The following is an 18697-nucleotide window of genomic DNA, read 5'->3' as shown; positions in this document are numbered from 1 at the left end:
GGGTCGTGGTGGGTCGCTCGCGCCGTTCCTCGCGCCCCTGACGGGGCTGCCCCTGTGGCTGCGTTCTCGTGTGCGGGTGCGTCTGGGCCGGTCGCGCAGTTCCCCGCGCCCCTGTTGGGCGCCCTACGGGGGCGCGGGGAACTGCGCGCCCAGCCACCACCGGGCCCGCACCCGTAAACGTGCCCTCCGGGCCAGGACCCAGGGGCGCGGGGAACGGCGCGAGCAACCCACCACGGGCCGCGCCCGGGGAACGCCCCCGGGGTGGACGGCGTGTCCGTCAGGGGCGCGGCCACCACCGGGCCCGCACCCGTGAACGCGCCCCCGGGGCAGGAACCAGGGGGCGCGGGGAACTGCGCGGGCAACGCGCGACGGGCCGCACCCGGGGAACGACCCCGGGATGGACGGCGTGTCCGTCAGGGGCGCGGGGAACTGCGCGAACGGCCACGGCGGACCCGCGCTGACCCCACGGCCGGAGGCCCTCGGCGCGCCGGGCCCCGCAGGGACGGCGGACCCCGTCGGGGCCGTCTCACCCCTCCCCGGGGCCGGGTAGTCGATACTGGGGGGCGTTATGGACATCGTCATTCTTGCTGTACTCATCGCCGTGGTGGTGCTCGGAACCATCGGCGGACTGGTGGTCGGCAGCCGCCGCAAGCGCCCGCTGCCCCCGCCGCCCGTCACCCCCGACCTCACCGCCCCCCCGGCCGAGCCGCACGTCGGCGACGAGGCCGAGACCCCCCGGGACGAGCCCCGCCGCACCGTCGACGAGGTCGCCCTGCCCACCGAGGAGCGGACGGCCCCCGCCGGTACGGAGGCGGAGGCCGAGGAGGCGCCCCCGCTGCCCCCGGTCGAGGTGCCGGAGCCGACCGCCGGACGGCTGGTGCGGCTGCGCGCCCGGCTCTCCCGGTCGCAGAACGCGCTCGGCAAGGGCCTGCTCGCCCTGCTGTCCCGGGAGCACCTCGACGAGGACACCTGGGAGGAGATCGAGGACATCCTCCTCACCGCAGACGTGGGCGTGCAGCCCACCCAGGAGCTGGTGGAGCGGCTGCGCGAGCGGGTCCGGGTGCTCGGCACCCGCACCCCCGAGGAGCTGCGCGCCCTGCTGCGCGAGGAGCTGCTGACCCTCCTGGTGCCCGACTTCGACCGCACGGTGAACACCGAGTCGGGGCTGGACACCCCCGGCGTCGTGATGGTCGTCGGCGTCAACGGCACCGGCAAGACCACCACCACCGGCAAGCTCGCCCGGGTGCTCGTCGCGGACGGCCGGAACGTGGTGCTCGGCGCGGCCGACACCTTCCGGGCCGCCGCCGCCGACCAGCTCCAGACCTGGGGCGACCGGGTGGGCGCCCGCACCGTGCGCGGCCCCGAGGGCGGCGACCCGGCGTCCATCGCCTTCGACGCCGTCAAGGAGGGCATCAAGGAGGGCGTGGACGTCGTCCTCATCGACACCGCCGGACGGCTGCACACCAAGACCGGCCTCATGGACGAGCTGGGCAAGGTCAAGCGGGTCGTCGAGAAGCAGGCCCCGCTCGACGAGGTGCTGCTGGTCCTCGACGCGACCACCGGACAGAACGGCCTGGTCCAGGCGCGGGTCTTCGCGGAGGTCGTGAACATCACCGGCATCGTGCTGACCAAGCTGGACGGCACCGCCAAGGGCGGCATCGTGATCGCGGTCCAGCGGGAGCTGGGCGTGCCGGTGAAGCTGGTCGGTCTCGGCGAGGGCCCGGACGACCTCGCCCCCTTCGAGCCCGAGGCGTTCGTGGATGCGCTTATCGGGGAGTAGCCCGGGCGGGGTGCGGCACACCGCGCCCCCGTCGGGCGTCCACCGGGCCCTCGTCGTCGGTGCCCCCGGCCGGTTCAGCGGCGGCTGCGGTGGGCCGCGTAGGCCAGCGCGCCGAGCAGCAGATGGGCCCCGGGCGGCCGGGCCGGGTCCAGCCCGGGCGCCCGCAGCCAGCGCACCGGACCGAGGCCGCCCCGGTCCGACGGCGGCGCGGTGACATGGTCGCCGGGCCCCAGCACGCGCAGGTCGAGGGCGGCCCCGTCCCAGCCGGTGCGGTAGAGCAGCCCGGGCAGATCGGCGGCGGCCCCGGGCGCCACCAGGAACTGGGCGCGGCCGTCGGGGGTCACCGCCACCGGGCCCAGCGGCAGCCCCATCCGCTCCAGCCGCACCAGGGCGCGCCGCCCCGCCGTCACCCCCACCTCCAGCACGTCGAAGGCGCCGCCCACCGGCAGCATCACCGTGGCGCCGGGGAACCGCGCCCAGGCCCGGGTGACCTGGTCGAGGGTGGCCCCGGCGGGGATCACCGGCGCGTGCTCCAGGGGGTGCGCGCCGGGGGCCGGGCAGCGGCGGCGGCCGTCCGCGCCGTCCCGTCCGCAGGAGCAGGCCCCGGCGACGCGCCGGGCGCCGGGCACCACGTCCCAGCCCCGCAGCCCGGTGAACTCCGCCGCCGCGGTGCACTCGCCGGTGCGGCCGCGGCGCCGCGCGCCCGGCCGGATGTCACGGATGCCGCCGATCGTGAAGTCCATGACTCCTCCAACAGGTCCCGCGCGCCGGGGGTTACGACGCCACGGCCGGGCCCGGTCGCGCGGGGACGCGGTGGGCGACCGTCCGATGTCGTCATGCCCCGTCAACACGGGTGTCCGACGGCGTCCGGGAGCACGTCCGGTGGTGTGTACGGATTTCCGCGCCCCGGTACGCGTCTCTCCGCCCCTGCTGGCGGATGCGTGTCAAGTCAAGCGCGGGGAAAGGGAGTCGAGTTCATTCGAAGGGGTGGCGAATGGTGGCGTTTCCGTGAATCGCCTCCCCGAAGGTGTGATCGTCGGATTACTTTCGGTGTGGTTCCCCGACGGAGTTTCCGGCCCGTCGGTTGAGCGGGAGCGGCCCGGTCCCCCGTTCGAAGGGTGACAAGCGCCGGACAAAGCGCTGTGACGCACGGCATGCTGATAGGGCTTGACCAGTAGTAGTGAACACATGGCGTGACGGATGGGGGCGTTCCGGTGGGCGGCAACGGTGAGGGCGTTTCGAACGCGGAGAAGCGCCCGAACGAGATGCTGGGCTCGTGGTTTCTCCGCAGCGGGTGGTCCAAGGGCGAGCTCGCCCGGCAGGTGAACCGCAGAGCACGGCAGTTGGGCGCCAACCACATCTCCACCGACACCTCCCGGGTGCGGCGCTGGCTCGACGGGGAGAACCCCCGCGAACCCATCCCGCGCATCCTCTCCGAACTGTTCTCCGAACGGTTCGGCTGTGTGGTGACGGTCGAGGACCTCGGGCTGCGCACCCCGCACCAGACCCCCTCCGTCGCCGGGGTGGACCTCCCGTGGACCGCCCCCCAGACGGTGGCCCTCATCGGGGAGTTCTCCCGCAGCGACCTGATGCTGGCCCGGCGCGGCTTCCTCGGCGCCTCGCTCGGACTGGCCGCCGGACCCGCGCTGATCGAACCCATGCAGCGCTGGCTCGTGCCCACCCCCGCGGCCCCCCGCGCCGAGCCCGACCCCGGGGGCCCGCCGCGCGGCAACCGGCTCTCCCAGCCGGAGCTGGACCTCCTGGAGTCCACCACCCGGATGTTCCGGCAGTGGGACGCCCAGTGCGGCGGCGGCCTCCGTCGCAAGGCCGTCGTCGGCCAGCTCCACGAGGTCACCGACCTGCTCCAGGAGTCCCAGCCCGAGGCCACCGCCAAACGGCTGTTCAAGGTCGCCGCCGAGCTGGCCGAACTCGCCGGCTGGATGAGCTACGACGTGGGGCTCCAGCCCACCGCGCAGAAGTACTTCGTGCTCGCCCTGCACGCCGCGAAGGAGGCCGGGGACAAGCCCCTCGGCTCGTACGTCCTGTCCAGCATGAGCCGCCAGATGATCCACCTCGGCCGCCCCGACGACGCCCTGGAACTCATCCACCTCGCCCAGTACGGCAGCCGCGACTGCGCCGGGGCCCGCACCCAGGCGATGCTGTATGCGATGGAGGCCCGCGCCTACGCCAACATGGGCCAGCCCGGCAAGGTCAAGCGGGCGGTGCGGATGGCCGAGGACACCTTCGCCGACGCCGAGGACGGCGGCGAGCCCGAGCCCGACTGGATCCGCTTCTTCAGCGAGGCCGAGCTGCACGGCGAGAACTCCCACTCCTTCCGGGACCTCGCCTACGTGGCGGGCCGCAGCCCCACCTACGCCGGACAGGCCGAACCCCTGATGCGGCGGGCCGTCGAACTCTTCTCCCAGGACGCCGACCACCAGCGCTCCTACGCCCTGAACCTCATCGGCATGGCCACCGTCCACCTCCTCCAGAAGGAACCCGAGCAGAGCGTCCACCTCACCGACCAGGCCCTCGCGGTCGCCCGCAAGGTGCGCTCCGAACGGGTGAACACCCGCATCCGCAAGACCGTGGACAACGCCGTGCGCGAGTACGGGCACCTCACCGAGGTCGCGGAACTGACCGAGCGGCTCGCCGCCCAGCTCCCGGAGAACTCCGAGGGCGCCGCCCTGGTCTGAGGCCGGGGCCCGGCACCCGGTCCGGGCCCCGCGTTCCGGGGGTGTTCACCCGCGCGTAACACCCCCGACCCCTTCGTCACTGGCGCGAAACAACGGGTGGCATCCGTGGAAACGGCGCCGCGCGAGTCTCTGGCGCACAAGAGGGCGATCGGGCGCCACCACGGCGCCCCTCGCGGCCCACCCCCTCACGCCACCCTCGGTCCCGCCCTCACGGGACCGTTCCACGACGAGGAGACGCCGATGCCCCCAGGCATCACGCTTGCCGCAGACGCCCCGACGCTGTCTGCCGCCAACACCGGGTTCATGCTCATCTGCTCCGCGCTGGTCCTGCTGATGACCCCCGCGCTCGCCTTCTTCTACGGAGGAATGGTCCGCGTCAAGTCCACCCTCAACATGCTGATGATGAGCTTCATCAGCCTGGGCGTCGTCACCGTCCTGTGGGTGCTCTACGGCTTCTCCGTCGCCTTCGGCACGGACAGCGGCGGCCTCATCGGCTGGTCGTCCGAGTACGTCGGCCTCAGCGGCATCGGTCTCAACGAGCTCTGGGACGGCTACACCGTCCCCGTGTACGTCTTCGCCGTCTTCCAGCTGATGTTCGCCGTCCTCACCCCCGCCCTGATCAGCGGCGCCCTCGCGGACCGGGTCAAGTTCGGCGCCTGGACCCTGTTCATCACGCTGTGGGCGACCGTCGTCTACTTCCCCGTCGCCCACTGGGTGTGGGGCGCCGGGGGCTGGGCCTTCGAACTCGGCGTGATCGACTTCGCGGGCGGCACCGCCGTGCACATCAACGCGGGCGCCGCCGCCCTCGCCGTGATCCTGGTGATCGGCAAGCGGGTCGGCTTCAAGAAGGACCCGATGCGCCCGCACTCCCTGCCGCTCGTGATGCTCGGCGCGGGACTGCTGTGGTTCGGCTGGTTCGGCTTCAACGCGGGCTCCTGGCTCGGCAACGACGACGGCGTCGGCGCGCTGATGTTCCTCAACACCCAGGTCGCCACCGCCGCCGCGATGCTCGCCTGGCTCGGCTACGAGAAGCTGCGGCACGGCGCCTGCACCACCCTCGGCGCCGCCTCCGGCGCCGTCGCCGGACTCGTCGCCATCACCCCCGCCGGGGGCTCCAGCTCCCCGCTCGGCTCCCTCGCCATCGGCGCCGTCGCCGGAGTGCTGTGCGCCATGGCCGTCGGCCTCAAGTACCGCTTCGGCTACGACGACTCCCTCGACGTGGTCGGCGTCCACCTGGTCGGCGGCATCGCGGGCTCCGTCCTCGTCGGCTTCTTCGCCACCGGCGGCGGCCAGTCCGACGCCAAGGGCCTCTTCTACGGCGGCGGCCTCGACCAGCTGTGGAAGCAGCTCGCCGGCGTCGGCGGGGTCCTGGCCTACTCCTTCGTGGTCTCCGCTCTGCTGGCCCTGATCCTCCACAAGACCATCGGCATGCGGGTCAGCGAGGAGGACGAGGTCGCCGGGATCGACCGCACCGAACACGCCGAGACCGCCTACGACTTCAGCGGCGCGGGCGGCGGCACCGTCCCCCGGACCACCCCCGCCCGCCCGACCACGCCCGCCGCGGCCCCCGCGGCCGGCGCGCCCCAGGAGAAGGTGGACGCATGAAGCTCATCACCGCCGTCGTCAAGCCGCACCGGCTCGACGAGATCAAGGAAGCCCTCCAGGCGTTCGGCGTCCACGGCCTGACCGTCACCGAGGCCAGCGGCTACGGCCGCCAGCGCGGCCACACCGAGGTCTACCGGGGCGCCGAGTACACCGTGGACCTCGTCCCCAAGATCCGCGTCGAGGTACTGGCCGAGGACGACGACGCCGACCAGCTCGTCGACGTCATCGTCCAAGCCGCCCGCACCGGCAAGATCGGCGACGGCAAGGTCTGGTCCGTCCCCGTCGACACCGCCGTACGGGTCAGGACCGGGGAACGCGGCCCCGACGCCCTCTGACCCGGCCCCGGCCGGACCGATGACCGTGGGGGAACGAGAGAACGGAGCCGCTGGGTGACCACCGTGGACCAGCACCGCACGACCCCGGAATCCGGCGAGCCCTCCGGGGGCCCGTCACCCAGCGGCTACGCGGCGGCCCGGGTGCGGCTGCTGCACGGCCGGTCACGCACCGGACCCGAACGCCGCGCCGCCCTCTCCGCCCTCACCGACGACTGGCTGGCCGCCCTGTTCGGCGCCGCCGCCGACGACCCCCGGGGCGTCAGCCTCGTCGCCGTCGGCGGCTACGGCCGCGGCGAACTCTCCCCGCGCAGCGACCTCGACCTGCTCCTGCTCCACGAGGGCGGCGACCCCCGCCGGACCGCCGCCCTCGCGGACCGCCTCTGGTACCCCGTCTGGGACCTCGGCCTCGCCCTCGACCACTCCGTGCGCACCCCCGCCGAGGCCCGCCGCGCCGCCGACGACGACCTCCGCGTCCACCTCGGCCTCCTCGACGCCCGGCACCTCGCGGGCGACCCCGCCCTCACCGCCCGGGTCCGGGCCACCGCCCTCGCCGACTGGCGCAACCAGGCCGTCACCCGGCTGCCCGCCCTGCGCGGACTCTGCGCCGAACGCGCCGCCCGCCACGGCGAACTCGCCCACCTCCTCGAACCCGACCTCAAGGAGGCCCGCGGCGGTCTGCGCGACGCCACCGCGCTGGCCGCCGTCGCCGCCTCCTGGCTCGCCGACGCCCCCCGCCACGGCCTCGCCGACGCCCGCCGCCGCCTCCTCGACACCCGCGACGCCCTCCACCTCGCCACCGGCCGCGCCACCGACCGCCTCGCCCTCCAGGAACAGGACCAGGTCGCCGCCGCCCTCGGCCTCCTCGACGCCGACGCGCTGCTGCGCCAGGTCTACGAGGCGGGCCGGGTCCTCTCCTACGCCGCCGACGTCACCTGGCGCGAGGTCGGCCGCGTCGTCCGGGCCCGCACCACCCGGCCCCGGCTGCGGGCCCTCCTCGGCGGCGGACGGAACGCGTCCGGCCCCGCCGACCGGGTCCCCCTCGCCGAAGGCGTCGTCGAACACGACGGCGAGGCCGCCCTGGCCCGCACCGCCCGCCCCGAACGCGACCCCGTCCTCCCGCTGCGCGCCGCCGCCGCGGCCGCCGGGGCGGGCCTCCCGCTCTCCCCGCACGCCGTCCGCCACCTCGCCCGCTCCGCGCCCGCCCTGCCCGTCCCCTGGCCCGCCGAGGCCCGCGACCGGTTCGTCGCCCTGCTCGGCGCCGGGCGCCCCGCCGTCCCGGTCTGGGAGGCGCTGGAGGCGGGCGGGCTGATCGCCCGGCTGCTGCCCGACTGGGAGCGGGTGCGCTGCCGCCCCCAGCGCAACCCCGTCCACACCTGGACCGTGGACCGCCACCTGGTGGAGACCGCCGTCCGCGCCGCCGCCCTCACCCGCCGCGTCGCCCGCCCCGACCTGCTGCTCGTCGCCGCGCTGCTGCACGACATCGGCAAGGGCTGGCCCGGCGACCACTCCACCACCGGCGCCACCATCGCCCGGGACACCGCCGCCCGGCTCGGCTTCCCCGACGCCGACGCCGAGGTCCTCGCCACCCTCGTCCGCCACCATCTGCTGCTCGTCGACACCGCCACCCGGCGCGACCTCGACGACCCCGTCACGGTGAGCACCGTCGCCGACGCCGTCCGCACCACCGGCACCCTGGAACTGCTGCACGCCCTCACCGAGGCCGACGCCCTCGCCACCGGCCCCGCCGCCTGGTCCGCCTGGCGCGCCGCCCTCGTCACCGACCTGGTCCGCCGGGTCGCCGCCCGGCTCGACGGCGCCGCCCCCGCGCCGCCCACCGCCGGACCCCCCGAGCCCACCGCCGAACACGAGCGGCTCGCCGTGGAGGCCCACCGCACCGGCGGCCCCGTCCTCGCGCTGCGCGCCCAGCCCCCGACCGGCCCCGAGGACGCCCCCGGCCCCGCCGACCCGGACGCCGACCCCGAGCCCCTCGGCGTCGAACTGCTCATCGCGGTCCCCGACCGGCCCGGGGTGCTGCCCGCCGCCGCCGGGGTCCTCGCCACCCACCGGCTCACCGTCCGCACCGCCGAACTCCGGGCGCTGCCGCTCGCCGCCGTCCTCGGCGCCGACGGCCCGCCGGACGGGTCCGTGCTCCTCCTCGACTGGCGGGTCGCCGCCCAGTACGGATCGCTGCCGCAGGCCGCCCGGCTCCGCGCCGACCTGGTCCGGGCGCTCGACGGCACCCTCGACGTCGCCGCCCGCCTCGCCGAACGGGACGCCGCCCACCCCCGCCGCCGGGGCGCCCCCGCGCCCCCGCCCCGGGTCACCGTCGCGGACGCCGCCTCCCACCAGGCCACCGTCATCGAGGTCCGCGCCCAGGACGCCCCCGGACTGCTGTACCGCATCGGACGCGCCCTGGAGCACGCCGGGGTACGGGTGCGCAGCGCCCACGCCGGAACCCTGGGCGCCAACGCGGTGGACGCCTTCTACGTCACCGACCCGGCCGGGGCGCCCCTCGCCCGCGACCGGGCCACCGCCCTGGCCCGGGACCTGGAGCACGCGCTGCGCGGATGACCGCGCCGGGGGCGCCCGGCCGACGACCCGGTGCGCCCCCCGGTCCACCGGCGCGCACCGGAGACGGCCCGGGCGCCCCGGCCGTGCCGCGCGCCACCGGGTTCCCGGTACCGGGACACGGGCCACCGGCGACACGGTCACCGCGCCGCCGGCCGACCGCGCTCCGCGTCGCCGTGTTCCGGGCCGTCAGGGAGGGTTCTGCCGGGGGCGTGACCGATTACCCTGGGGGACGACCTGTCCGCCACCTTCGACCCGAGGATTCGCGACCGCCGTGTTCGACACTCTCCAGGATCGCCTCGCAGCGACATTCAAGAACCTCCGCGGCAAGGGTCGCCTCAGCGAGGCGGACATCGACGCCACCGCGCGCGAGATCCGCATCGCCCTGCTGGAGGCGGACGTCGCGCTGCCCGTCGTCCGGGCCTTCATCAAGCAGGTGAAGGAGCGGGCCGCCGGCGCCGAGGTGTCGCAGGCGCTCAACCCCGCCCAGCAGGTCATCAAGATCGTCAACGAGGAGCTGATCGGCATCCTCGGCGGGGAGACCCGCAGGCTCCGGTTCGCCAAGACCGCGCCCACCGTGATCATGCTCGCCGGTCTCCAGGGCGCGGGCAAGACCACCCTGGCCGGAAAGCTGGGCCACTGGCTGAAGGGGCAGGGCCACTCCCCGCTGCTGGTCGCCTGTGACCTCCAGCGCCCCAACGCCGTCAACCAGCTCAGCGTGGTGGCCGAGCGCGCCGGGGTCGGCGTCTACGCCCCCCAGCCCGGCAACGGCGTGGGCGACCCGGTCCAGGTCGCCAAGGACTCCATCGAGTACGCCCGCTCCAAGCAGTACGACATCGTCGTCGTCGACACCGCCGGACGCCTCGGCATCGACCAGGAGCTGATGCGCCAGGCCGCCGACATCCGGGACGCGGTCTCCCCGGACGAGGTGCTGTTCGTCGTCGACGCGATGATCGGCCAGGACGCCGTCAACACCGCCGAGGCGTTCCGCGACGGCGTCGGCTTCGACGGCGTCGTCCTCTCGAAGCTGGACGGCGACGCCCGTGGTGGTGCCGCGCTGTCGATCGCGCACGTCACCGGCCGTCAGATCATGTTCGCCTCCAACGGCGAGAAGCTCGACGACTTCGACGCGTTCCACCCCGACCGGATGGCCTCCCGCATCCTGGGCATGGGCGACGTCCTCACGCTGATCGAGAAGGCCGAGCAGACCTTCTCCCAGCAGGAGGCCGAGCAGATGGCCTCCAAGCTCGCCTCCAGCAAGGGCAAGGACTTCACGCTCGACGACTTCCTGGCCCAGATGGAGCAGGTCCGCAAGATGGGCTCCATCAGCAAGCTGCTCGGCATGCTCCCGGGCATGGGGCAGATCAAGGACCAGATCAACAACCTGGACGAGCGGGACGTGGACCGCACCGCCGCGATCATCAAGTCGATGACGCCGGGCGAGCGCCAGGACCCGACGATCATCAACGGTTCGCGACGGGCCCGGATCGCCCGGGGTTCCGGGGTCGAGGTCAGCGCCGTCAAGAACCTCGTGGAGCGGTTCTTCGAGGCCCGCAAGATGATGTCCCGGATGGCGCAGGGCGGCGGGATGCCCGGGATGCCGGGCATCCCGGGGATGGGCGGCGGCCCGGGCCGTCAGCGCAAGAAGCAGAAGACCGCCAAGGGCAAGCAGCGCTCCGGCAACCCGATGAAGCGCAAGCAGCAGGAGGAGGCCGAGGCCGCCCGGCGCGAGCAGGGCGCGGGCGCGTTCGGCCTGCCCGGCCAGGCCCCGCAGGACTTCGAACTGCCCGACGAGTTCAAGAAGTTCATGGGCTGACACCAGCCTGACCGAGGGGGCGGCCGTCCGGCCGCCCCCTCGGCGTTTCCGGCCACCGGGCCCCCTCGGGTCCGGCACCCGGTCACCTGTACCGGCCGCCCCGGTCCCTCCGGGCTCCCCCCAGGACTCCGCCCCGCCGTGGAACGCTTCCGCGTGACGCCGGACACACCCGGCCCGGCACGACCGCTATCCTGGCCGCTCACCGGGCGTTCCCGCCGCACCGGGCCGAACGCCCGCCCTCCCGCCCCGCCGACGCCACCAGCGTCCCGGAGCCGGTGGCCGTCCCGACCGACGGCCGGGCCTCCGGTCGCCTTCAGGCCGTCTTCCGGCCAACCGGTCGGCCAGGGGAGCGGACGCCGGACCGGCGCCCCGGACCCGGCGCCCGCCACCCCGGGCCCGCCCGAGAGGCGCCGACCCGCGCCCGACCCCGCCCCTCCCGGCCCGCCGCGACCCGGCCGCCGCCCCGCCGACCGTGCGGTACCCGTCCCATGGAGCGGGCGGCATCCCGCCTCCCGATCCGCCCCCGTTCCGCGTCCGGGACGGAACCCGGCACGTCACCCACCCGTCAGACCTCAGGGGCACCCTGCGGCGACCCGCACCCCTTCTCCCCACATATGCGCAGATCAGCACACCCGGACGGGTCCCTGTGGATCGGCTATGGAAACGCCGGGGAACCATGCGAACTGACGGGTACGTGCAAAATATTTGGGATGCCCCGGAATAGGAACACAGAGGCCCCCCGGCTCGTTGTCACGACGTGAGCACGACACCACCAGTTCTCGCCGCAGAGCTGGCAGCCGCGTGGGCCGACATTCAGCGGTACCACCCCGAGCTGCCGGACCTGGCCGCGCCCGAATCACTGATCGGGGAGTCGTCGTCCGCCTGCGGACACGCCCTCTCCTTCGAGCGACTCCTCCACGAGGCAGTCCACGGCATCGCCGCCGCCCGAGGTGTCCGCGACACCTCGCGCGCCGGCCGCTACCACAACCGCAGGTTCCTCGCGATCGCCGAGGAACTGGGTCTCGACCACCCGGAGGAGCCGCATCCCAGCAGCGGCTTCTCCCTGGTCACCCTGAACTCCGAGGCGAAGAAGCGCTACCGCCCGACCATCGAGCGCCTCCAGCGCGCCCTCAAGGCGCACACGGCGGCGACCGAGTCGGACAACGTGGCCCGCACGTTCCGCGGCCCCGCCGCGCGGCACGGCTCCTCCGGGGGCGGCGTCCGCGTCAAGGCCGTCTGCGACTGCGGGCGCAACGTCAGGGTGGTCCCGTCGGTCCTCGCGCAGGCGCCGATCGTCTGCGGGGGGTGCGGGAAGCCGTTCCGCATCCCCGAACCCGTCGCGGTGGCCAGCTGACGGCCACGGCGACCGGATGAGGGCGGACCGCGCGACCGGCGAACGCCGGGCGGGACCGTCCGGAGCGCGCGGGTGGACACCAGGTGACGTGGGGACGTCGCCCGGGGACACCACCGGCACTCCGACCTGACGCAGGGGGCGTCGGGGCTCAGTGGGGGGACCACGACAAGGATTCCGGCGCGCGGTGCGCGCGGGCCCGCCCGACCCGGAAGGGTCCACGGCGGACCCGCTCCCGCCGTTCGCCACGGCGGCCGGTCAGGACGGCCGCGCCGGACCGTCCGCGAGGGCCGCGGACGGTCATCCGGCACCCGGCGGGGCCACGCGGCACCGGCGCCTTCAGGAAGCGCCGGACGATCACGCCGCGGAGGCCGCCGCCGTCGACCGGCGGGCGGCACGGACCCCGTGCCAGCGCCGGTCAGTGCCCGTGCGGGGCGTCCGGAGGCGATTCGGGCGCCCCTTCATGGTGTGGCACAATGGCTAGCTGTACTCGACGGCCGCACAGGAACCCTCTCTCCTCCGGCTGACGCGTCCATCGGGCACTCGGGTACCGCAACCCCACGCGGCGTCCCGCCCGTGCCCACCCCGTCAAGACCAGGAGACACCACTTCCGTGGCAGTCAAGATCAAGCTGAAGCGTCTGGGCAAGATCCGTTCGCCTCACTACCGCATCGTCGTCGCCGACTCCCGTACCCGCCGTGACGGCCGGGCCATCGAGGAGATCGGTCTGTACCACCCGGTGCAGAACCCGTCGCGCATCGAGGTCAACGCCGAGCGCGTCGCGTACTGGCTGGGTGTCGGCGCGCAGCCGACCGAGCCCGTCCTCGCCATCCTGAAGAAGACCGGCGACTGGCAGAAGTTCAAGGGCGAGCCCGCCCCGGCGCCGCTGCTCGTGGCCGCGCCCAAGGCCGAGCGCCCCTCCTTCGACTCCCTCGGCGGCGAGTCGGACGGCAAGGGCGAGGCCATCACGCAGAAGAAGAAGGCTGACAAGAAGGACGAGGCCGCGGCCGAGTCTGAGTCGACCGAGGGCTGACGAGATGCTTGAGGAGGCTCTTGAGCACCTCGTGAAGGGCATCGTCGACAATCCGGACGACGTGCAGGTCGCCTCGCGCAACCTGCGCCGCGGACGCGTCCTCGAGGTGCGGGTACACCCCGACGACCTCGGCAAGGTGATCGGCCGCAACGGCCGCACCGCGCGCGCCCTGCGGACCGTCGTGGGCGCCATCGGCGGCCGTGGCATCCGCGTCGACCTCGTCGACGTCGACCAGGTCTGATCCGCCCGCTGAGCGGGACCGCCCCCTGTTGCGACAGGGCGCGCGGCCCGCTCGCGGCGGCTCTCACAGTGATGGCTGAAGTACTGGGGCCGGGGGTGGACAACCCCCGGCCCCAGGCCGTATCCGGTGCCGTCCGCCGGGCCCCGAACCGTGCGCCGGACCGGCGCGTTCCACCGCCCGTGGGCCCCGCTTCGCGCCCACCCCCTCATCAGGAGCAAGACACGTGCAGCTGGTAGTCGCGCGGATCGGCCGCGCCCACGGGATCAAGGGCGAGGTCACCGTCGAGGTGCGGACCGACGAACCCGAACTGCGGCTCGCCCCCGGTGCCGTCCTCGCCACCGAACCGGCCGCCACCGGCCCCCTCACCATCGAGACCGGCCGCGTCCACAGCGGACGGCTGCTGCTCCGCTTCGCCGGGGTCCACGGCCGCGACGGCGCCGAGGCGCTGCGCAACACCCTGCTCATCGCCGAGGTCGACCCCGACGAGCGCCCCGACGAGCCGGACGAGTACTACGACCACCAGCTCATGGACCTCGACGTGGTCACCGTCGACGGCACCCCGGTCGGCCGGATCACCGAGATCTCCCACCTGCCCTCGCAGGACCTGTTCATCGTGGAGCGCCCCGACGGCGACGAGGTGCTGATCCCGTTCGTCGAGGAGATCGTCGTCGAGATCGACCTCGACGAGCAGCGCGCCGTCATCGACCCGCCGCCCGGCCTGGTGGACGACCGCGCCGAGGTCGCCTCCAGCCGGGACGCCGGGGCCCCCGCCGCGCCGGACGCCCCCGCCACCGCGCCGGACACCGCGCCGGGGGACGACGTCTGATGCGGATCGACGTCGTCACGATCTTCCCCGAGTACCTGGACCCCCTCGACGTCTCCCTGGTCGGCAAGGCCCGCGCCCAGGGACGGCTCGACGTCCACGTCCACGACCTGCGGAACTGGACCCACGACCGGCACCACACCGTGGACGACACCCCCTACGGCGGCGGCCCCGGCATGGTCATGAAGACCGGCCCCTGGGGAGAGGCCCTGGACGAGGCCCTGGCCGACGGCTACGAGTCCGGCGCCCACGGCCCCGCCCTCGTCGTCCCGACCCCCAGCGGACGCCCCTTCACCCAGGAGCTCGCCGTCGAGCTGTCCGCCCGGCCCTGGCTGCTCTTCGCGCCCGCCCGCTACGAGGGCATCGACCGCCGGGTCACCGACGAGTACGCCACCCGGATCCCCGTCTACGAGGTCTCCATCGGGGACTACGTCCTCGCGGGCGGCGAGGCCGCCGTCCTCGTCGTCACCGAGGCCGTCGCCCGGCTGCTGCCGGGGGTGCTCGGCAACGCCGAGTCCCACCGCGACGACTCCTTCGCCCCCGGCGCCATGGCCGACCTGCTCGAAGGCCCCGTCTACACCAAGCCACCCGAGTGGCGCGGCCGGGGCATCCCCGAGGTGCTGCTCAGCGGCCACCACGGGAAGATCGCCCGCTGGCGCCGGGACGAGGCGCTGCGCCGCACCAGCCGCAACCGCCCCGACCTCATCGAGCGCGCCGACCCGGCCGCGTTCGACCGCCGGGACCGGGAGACCCTCTCGATCCTGGGCTGGGCCCCGGGCCCCGACGGCCGATTTGGGCGGACCGCGCCCGACGTGGAAGAATGAGCCGTTGTCGTACGCCGCTCGGCGTGCGCCCCTGCCACAGGGGGACACGACGCCCGCCCCGGCGGGTACGACACCCACTCACCTCCCGAGATTTCCGCCGATGACCTGTGGCATGGGCGAGGAAGCAGACGATCATGTCCCACCTGCTCGACACCGTCGACAGCGCTTCGCTGCGCACCGACATCCCGGCCTTCCGCCCGGGTGACACCGTCAACGTCCACGTGCGCGTCATCGAGGGCAACCGCTCCCGTGTGCAGCAGTTCAAGGGCGTCGTCATCCGTCGTCAGGGCTCCGGTGTCCGCGAGACCTTCACGGTCCGCAAGGTCTCCTTCTCCGTCGGCGTCGAGCGCACCTTCCCGGTGCACACCCCGATCGTCGAGAAGATCGAGCTCGTCACCCGCGGTGACGTGCGTCGCGCGAAGCTCTACTACCTGCGCGACCTGCGAGGCAAGGCCGCGAAGATCAAGGAGAAGCGCGACAAGTAGTCGTCGCGCCGTCCGTTCCCTCCGCCGTGGCACTCAGGTGTCACGGCGGTCCGGGTGACGGGCGTCACGGTGACGCGCGCCCGCGGGTCCACAGCCGTGCCGGATACCATCGGGCACCGTTATGGACACCGCAGCACAGCGATCGGAACGCGACCGTTCCTCCCGCCCTCCGGCGTCCGGGCCCAGCCCGGAACCGGAGGACCAGGAGGGACGGTCGCGTTCCGTTTCCCCCGGGAGCCCCGACCCCGGGAGTCCCGGCGCGTCGCCAGGACCCGCCCCCGACCCGGGCGCCGCGTCCGGGGGCCCGCCGGACGACGGCCCGGTGAACGGTGACCCCGGGGACGGGCGCCCACCGGACGGGAAGGCCGCCGCCCCGGCGGCCGGGGACGGGGAAGCCGGGGACCGGACGGCCCGGGGCGCGGCGGCCGACGACCGGACGGCCGACGGCCCGGCGACCGGGCGGGAACCCCGGACACCGCTCTCCGAGTGGCTGCCCGGCGGCCGGTTCACCCTGGCCCTGCTGACCGCCCCGCTGGTCCTGCTGCTGATCACCACCTTCGTGCTGAAGCCCTTCGCGATCCCCAGCGCCTCCATGGAGCCCCTGCTGCGCTCCGGGGACCGGGTCCTCGTCAACAAGCTCGCCTACCTGGGGTCCGAGCCGCGCCGGGGGGACGTGGTGGTCTTCGACGGCACCGGCTACTTCGGCGACGCGGACTACGTCAAACGCGTCGTCGGCACCGGGGGCGACCGGGTCGTCTGCTGCGACCGGCGCGACCGGATCGAGGTCAACGGGCACGCCGTGGACGAGCCCTACGTGGCCCCCGGCGACAAGCCCTCGCGGGTGCCCTTCGACGTGGTCGTGCCCCCCGGCAGCCTCTTCCTCCTCGGCGACCACCGCTCGGCCTCCAGCGACTCCCGGGACCATCTCGGCTCGCCCGGCGGCGGAATGGTCCCGCTCTCCTCGGTCATCGGCCGCGCCGAATGGATCGCCTGGCCCCCCGGCCGGATGGCGGGCGTCGACCGACCGGACGGTTTCGCCCGCGTCCCCGCCCCGCCGGACCGCGGCCATGGGTAGACGCGGACGCCCCCGCTCCGCCGCCGACCCCCGGCTGCCCACCGGCACCCGGCCCACCGGGCCGCCCGGCCGGCCCGGCCGCGCCGAGCGGCGCAGGCTCGAACGCAAGCTCAGACGACGGCGCCGCCGCTCCGCCCTCAAGGAGATACCCCTGCTGCTCGGGGCGGCCGCGCTGATAGCCCTGGTCCTCAAGACCTTCCTGGTCCAGGCGTTCGTGATCCCCTCCGGCTCCATGGAGCAGACGATCCGGATCGGGGACCGGGTCCTCGTCGACAAACTGACGCCCTGGTTCGGCAAGCGTCCGCAACGCGGTGACGTCGTCGTCTTCAAGGACCCGGGCGGCTGGCTGGGGAAGGAGGACCCGGTCCCCGACGACCCCGTCATCGTCAAACAGGTCAAACAGGGCCTCGGCTGGATCGGTCTGATGCCGTCCGCCGACGAGCGGGACCTGATCAAACGGGTCGTCGCCGTCGGAGGCGACACCGTGAAGTGCTGCGACCCCGACGGACGCGTCACCGTCAACGGCGCCCCGCTGGACGAGCCGTACGTCAATCCCGGCGACAAACCATCCGAAATGACGTTCGAAGTGCGGGTCCCGCAAGGCCGTCTCTGGGTCATGGGCGACCACCGCGCCGACTCCGCCGACTCCCGCTACCACCGTGACGGCACCGCCGACGGCACCATCTCCGAGAAGAGCGTGGTCGGCCGGGCCCTGGTCATCGCCTGGCCGATCGGCCACTGGCGGCGGCTCGACGAACCCGGTGCGTACGCCTCCGTCCCCGATCCGCCGACCGGTCCCGCAGCCCCCGGCGGCCCGGACGCCGCCGTGGCCGTGACAACCGCGTCGCATAGGGTGTCCAGCGCGGATCACAACGGATTGATCCCCCTCCCGACCCCTGCGGAACTCCCGCTCGTTATGGGAGTGGTGGGCCTGCCGCGGACGGGGCGGGCACCGGTACGGACTGAGGAGTGGATGTGGGGGATGTGGCGGTCGGCGCGCGTTCCGGTCACGAGGGTCCCGAGGAGCGTCCCGGACGCCCCGGCGGCTTCCCGCCGGGCCCTGGCGGTCCCGGAGCCGGACCCGGGCAGCGCCGGGACGACGGTCCCGTAGGCGCGGGCGGGGGCGGCGGGGGCGAGGACGTCCCGGAGGACGAGGAGGCGCTCGGCGGCAGGCCGAAGAAGCCGCGCTCCTTCTGGAAGGAACTGCCCCTGCTGATCGGCATCGCCCTGGTGCTGGCGCTGGTGATCAAGACCTTCCTGGTGCAGGCGTTCTCCATCCCCTCCAACTCGATGCAGAACACCCTCCAGACGGGTGACCGGGTGCTGGTGGACAAGCTGACGCCGTGGTTCGGCTCCGAGCCGGAGCGCGGCGAGGTCATCGTCTTCCACGACCCGGACGACTGGCTGGCGGGCGAGCCCGTGCCGCAGACCAACGCCATCCAGAAGGGTCTGAGCTGGATCGGCCTCATGCCGTCCGCCGAGGAGAAGGACCTGATCAAGCGGGTCATCGCGGTCGGCGGCGACACCGTGGAGTGCAAGGGCACCGGCCCGGTCCGGCTGAACGGCGAGCCCCTGGACGAGCCGTACGTGTTCCCGGGCAACACCCCGTGCAGCGTGGACGAGCACGGCGGCCAGTTCAAGAAGAAGGTGCCCGAGGGCATGGTGTGGGTCATGGGCGACCACCGCCAGGACTCCCTCGACTCCCGCTACCACCAGAACGACAGCAACCAGGGCTTCGTCCCCGTGGACGAGGTCGTCGGCCGCGCCGTGGTGGTCGCCTGGCCGCCCACCCGCTGGTCCACCCTGCCCGTCCCCGACACCTTCGACCAGCCCGGGCTGAACGCGGCCCTCGGCGCGGCCCCCGGCGTCCTGGGCCTCGCGGGCGCGGTGCCGATCGTGCTGTGGCGGCGCGCCGCCGTGCGACGGCAGGTCCGGTAACACCCGCTCCGCCAGCGCCCCACGACGGGATCCGGCCCGCGAGCGCCCTACCAGCCGGTAGGGTGCCGCCCGGACCGTCGGCGGGGCGCTTTCGCGCGTCCGGGACCGTACGGACCGGGTCGGCGCGG

General features: G+C 74.3%; 15 protein-coding genes and 1 pseudogene. 15 read left to right on the top strand and 1 reads right to left on the bottom strand.

Annotated elements, in window-relative coordinates; translation table 11 throughout:
• The first annotated feature begins 568 nt into the window (after positions 1-568).
• Positions 569-1780, top strand: a complete 1212-nt coding sequence (gene ftsY / locus ACVWNX_RS08175; RefSeq protein WP_454413220.1) for a signal recognition particle-docking protein FtsY — start codon at positions 569-571, stop codon at positions 1778-1780.
• A 74-nt stretch (positions 1781-1854) separates the two neighbouring features.
• Here the strand turns inward: ftsY and ACVWNX_RS08170 are convergent, their stop codons facing one another.
• Positions 1855-2523, bottom strand: a complete 669-nt coding sequence (locus ACVWNX_RS08170; RefSeq protein ID WP_454413219.1) for a bifunctional DNA primase/polymerase — start codon at positions 2521-2523, stop codon at positions 1855-1857.
• Positions 2524-2994: 471 nt separating this feature from the next.
• Between ACVWNX_RS08170 and nsdA the strand changes: the two genes are divergently transcribed.
• The 14 genes and pseudogenes from nsdA to lepB (ACVWNX_RS08100) all read left to right on the top strand — a co-directional run bounded on the left by nsdA (position 2995) and on the right by lepB (ACVWNX_RS08100) (position 18569).
• Positions 2995-4476, top strand: coding sequence for a transcriptional repressor NsdA (gene nsdA, locus ACVWNX_RS08165; RefSeq protein WP_454414675.1), 1482 nt, complete (start codon positions 2995-2997; stop codon positions 4474-4476).
• A gap of 240 nt (positions 4477-4716) precedes the next feature.
• Positions 4717-6081, top strand: a complete 1365-nt coding sequence (locus ACVWNX_RS08160; RefSeq protein ID WP_454413218.1) for an ammonium transporter — start codon at positions 4717-4719, stop codon at positions 6079-6081.
• On the top strand, positions 6078-6416 hold the full coding sequence (locus tag ACVWNX_RS08155) for a P-II family nitrogen regulator (RefSeq protein WP_454413217.1): 339 nt from the start codon (positions 6078-6080) through the stop codon (positions 6414-6416). Before ACVWNX_RS08160 ends, ACVWNX_RS08155 begins: the two co-directional genes overlap by 4 nt.
• A gap of 63 nt (positions 6417-6479) precedes the next feature.
• A complete protein-coding gene (locus ACVWNX_RS08150) occupies positions 6480-8987 on the top strand; it encodes a [protein-PII] uridylyltransferase (RefSeq protein WP_454414674.1) in 2508 nt (835 codons plus the stop codon).
• 271 nt (positions 8988-9258) lie between these two features.
• The gene (ffh, locus tag ACVWNX_RS08145) at positions 9259-10800 is read left to right on the top strand and encodes a signal recognition particle protein (protein ID WP_454413216.1); all 1542 of its coding nucleotides are present in this window, start codon (positions 9259-9261) and stop codon (positions 10798-10800) included.
• Between the two features lie 757 nt (positions 10801-11557).
• The gene (locus ACVWNX_RS08140) at positions 11558-12154 is read left to right on the top strand and encodes a hypothetical protein (RefSeq protein ID WP_454413215.1); all 597 of its coding nucleotides are present in this window, start codon (positions 11558-11560) and stop codon (positions 12152-12154) included.
• A 609-nt stretch (positions 12155-12763) separates the two neighbouring features.
• Positions 12764-13183 carry a 30S ribosomal protein S16 gene (gene rpsP / locus ACVWNX_RS08135; RefSeq protein ID WP_454413214.1) on the top strand — a complete coding sequence of 140 codons (420 nt, stop codon included), beginning with the start codon at positions 12764-12766 and terminating at the stop codon, positions 13181-13183.
• 4 nt (positions 13184-13187) lie between these two features.
• The gene (locus ACVWNX_RS08130; protein ID WP_040247777.1) at positions 13188-13424 is read left to right on the top strand and encodes an RNA-binding protein; all 237 of its coding nucleotides are present in this window, start codon (positions 13188-13190) and stop codon (positions 13422-13424) included.
• Positions 13425-13647: 223 nt separating this feature from the next.
• Positions 13648-14250 (top strand): ribosome maturation factor RimM, encoded by a 603-nt coding sequence (gene rimM, locus ACVWNX_RS08125; protein WP_454413213.1) that lies wholly within the window; start codon positions 13648-13650, stop codon positions 14248-14250.
• Positions 14250-15071 carry a tRNA (guanosine(37)-N1)-methyltransferase TrmD gene (gene trmD / locus ACVWNX_RS08120; RefSeq protein WP_454413212.1) on the top strand — a complete coding sequence of 274 codons (822 nt, stop codon included), beginning with the start codon at positions 14250-14252 and terminating at the stop codon, positions 15069-15071. Before rimM ends, trmD begins: the two co-directional genes overlap by 1 nt.
• A 134-nt stretch (positions 15072-15205) precedes the next feature.
• Entirely contained in the window at positions 15206-15556 is a 351-nt protein-coding gene (gene rplS, locus ACVWNX_RS08115; protein ID WP_454413211.1) for a 50S ribosomal protein L19, read from the top strand.
• 322 nt (positions 15557-15878) lie between these two features.
• Positions 15879-16631: a signal peptidase I gene (lepB, locus tag ACVWNX_RS08110; RefSeq protein WP_454413210.1), complete on the top strand. Its 753-nt coding sequence runs from the start codon at positions 15879-15881 to the stop codon at positions 16629-16631.
• Positions 16624-17680: pseudogene (gene lepB / locus ACVWNX_RS08105) on the top strand (signal peptidase I); the annotation flags it as partial. The gene lepB (ACVWNX_RS08110) and the pseudogene lepB (ACVWNX_RS08105), both read left to right, overlap by 8 nt.
• Complete coding sequence (gene lepB, locus ACVWNX_RS08100; RefSeq protein ID WP_454413209.1) at positions 17607-18569, top strand: signal peptidase I; 963 nt, start codon at positions 17607-17609, stop codon at positions 18567-18569. The pseudogene lepB (ACVWNX_RS08105) and the gene lepB (ACVWNX_RS08100), both read left to right, overlap by 74 nt.
• Positions 18570-18697 lie beyond the last annotated feature (128 nt).

Source organism: Streptomyces sp. JNUCC 64 (assembly GCF_054484115.1).
The sequence above is the reverse complement of the archived record's forward strand: the minus strand, read 5'-3'. Positions and strand labels throughout refer to the sequence as shown.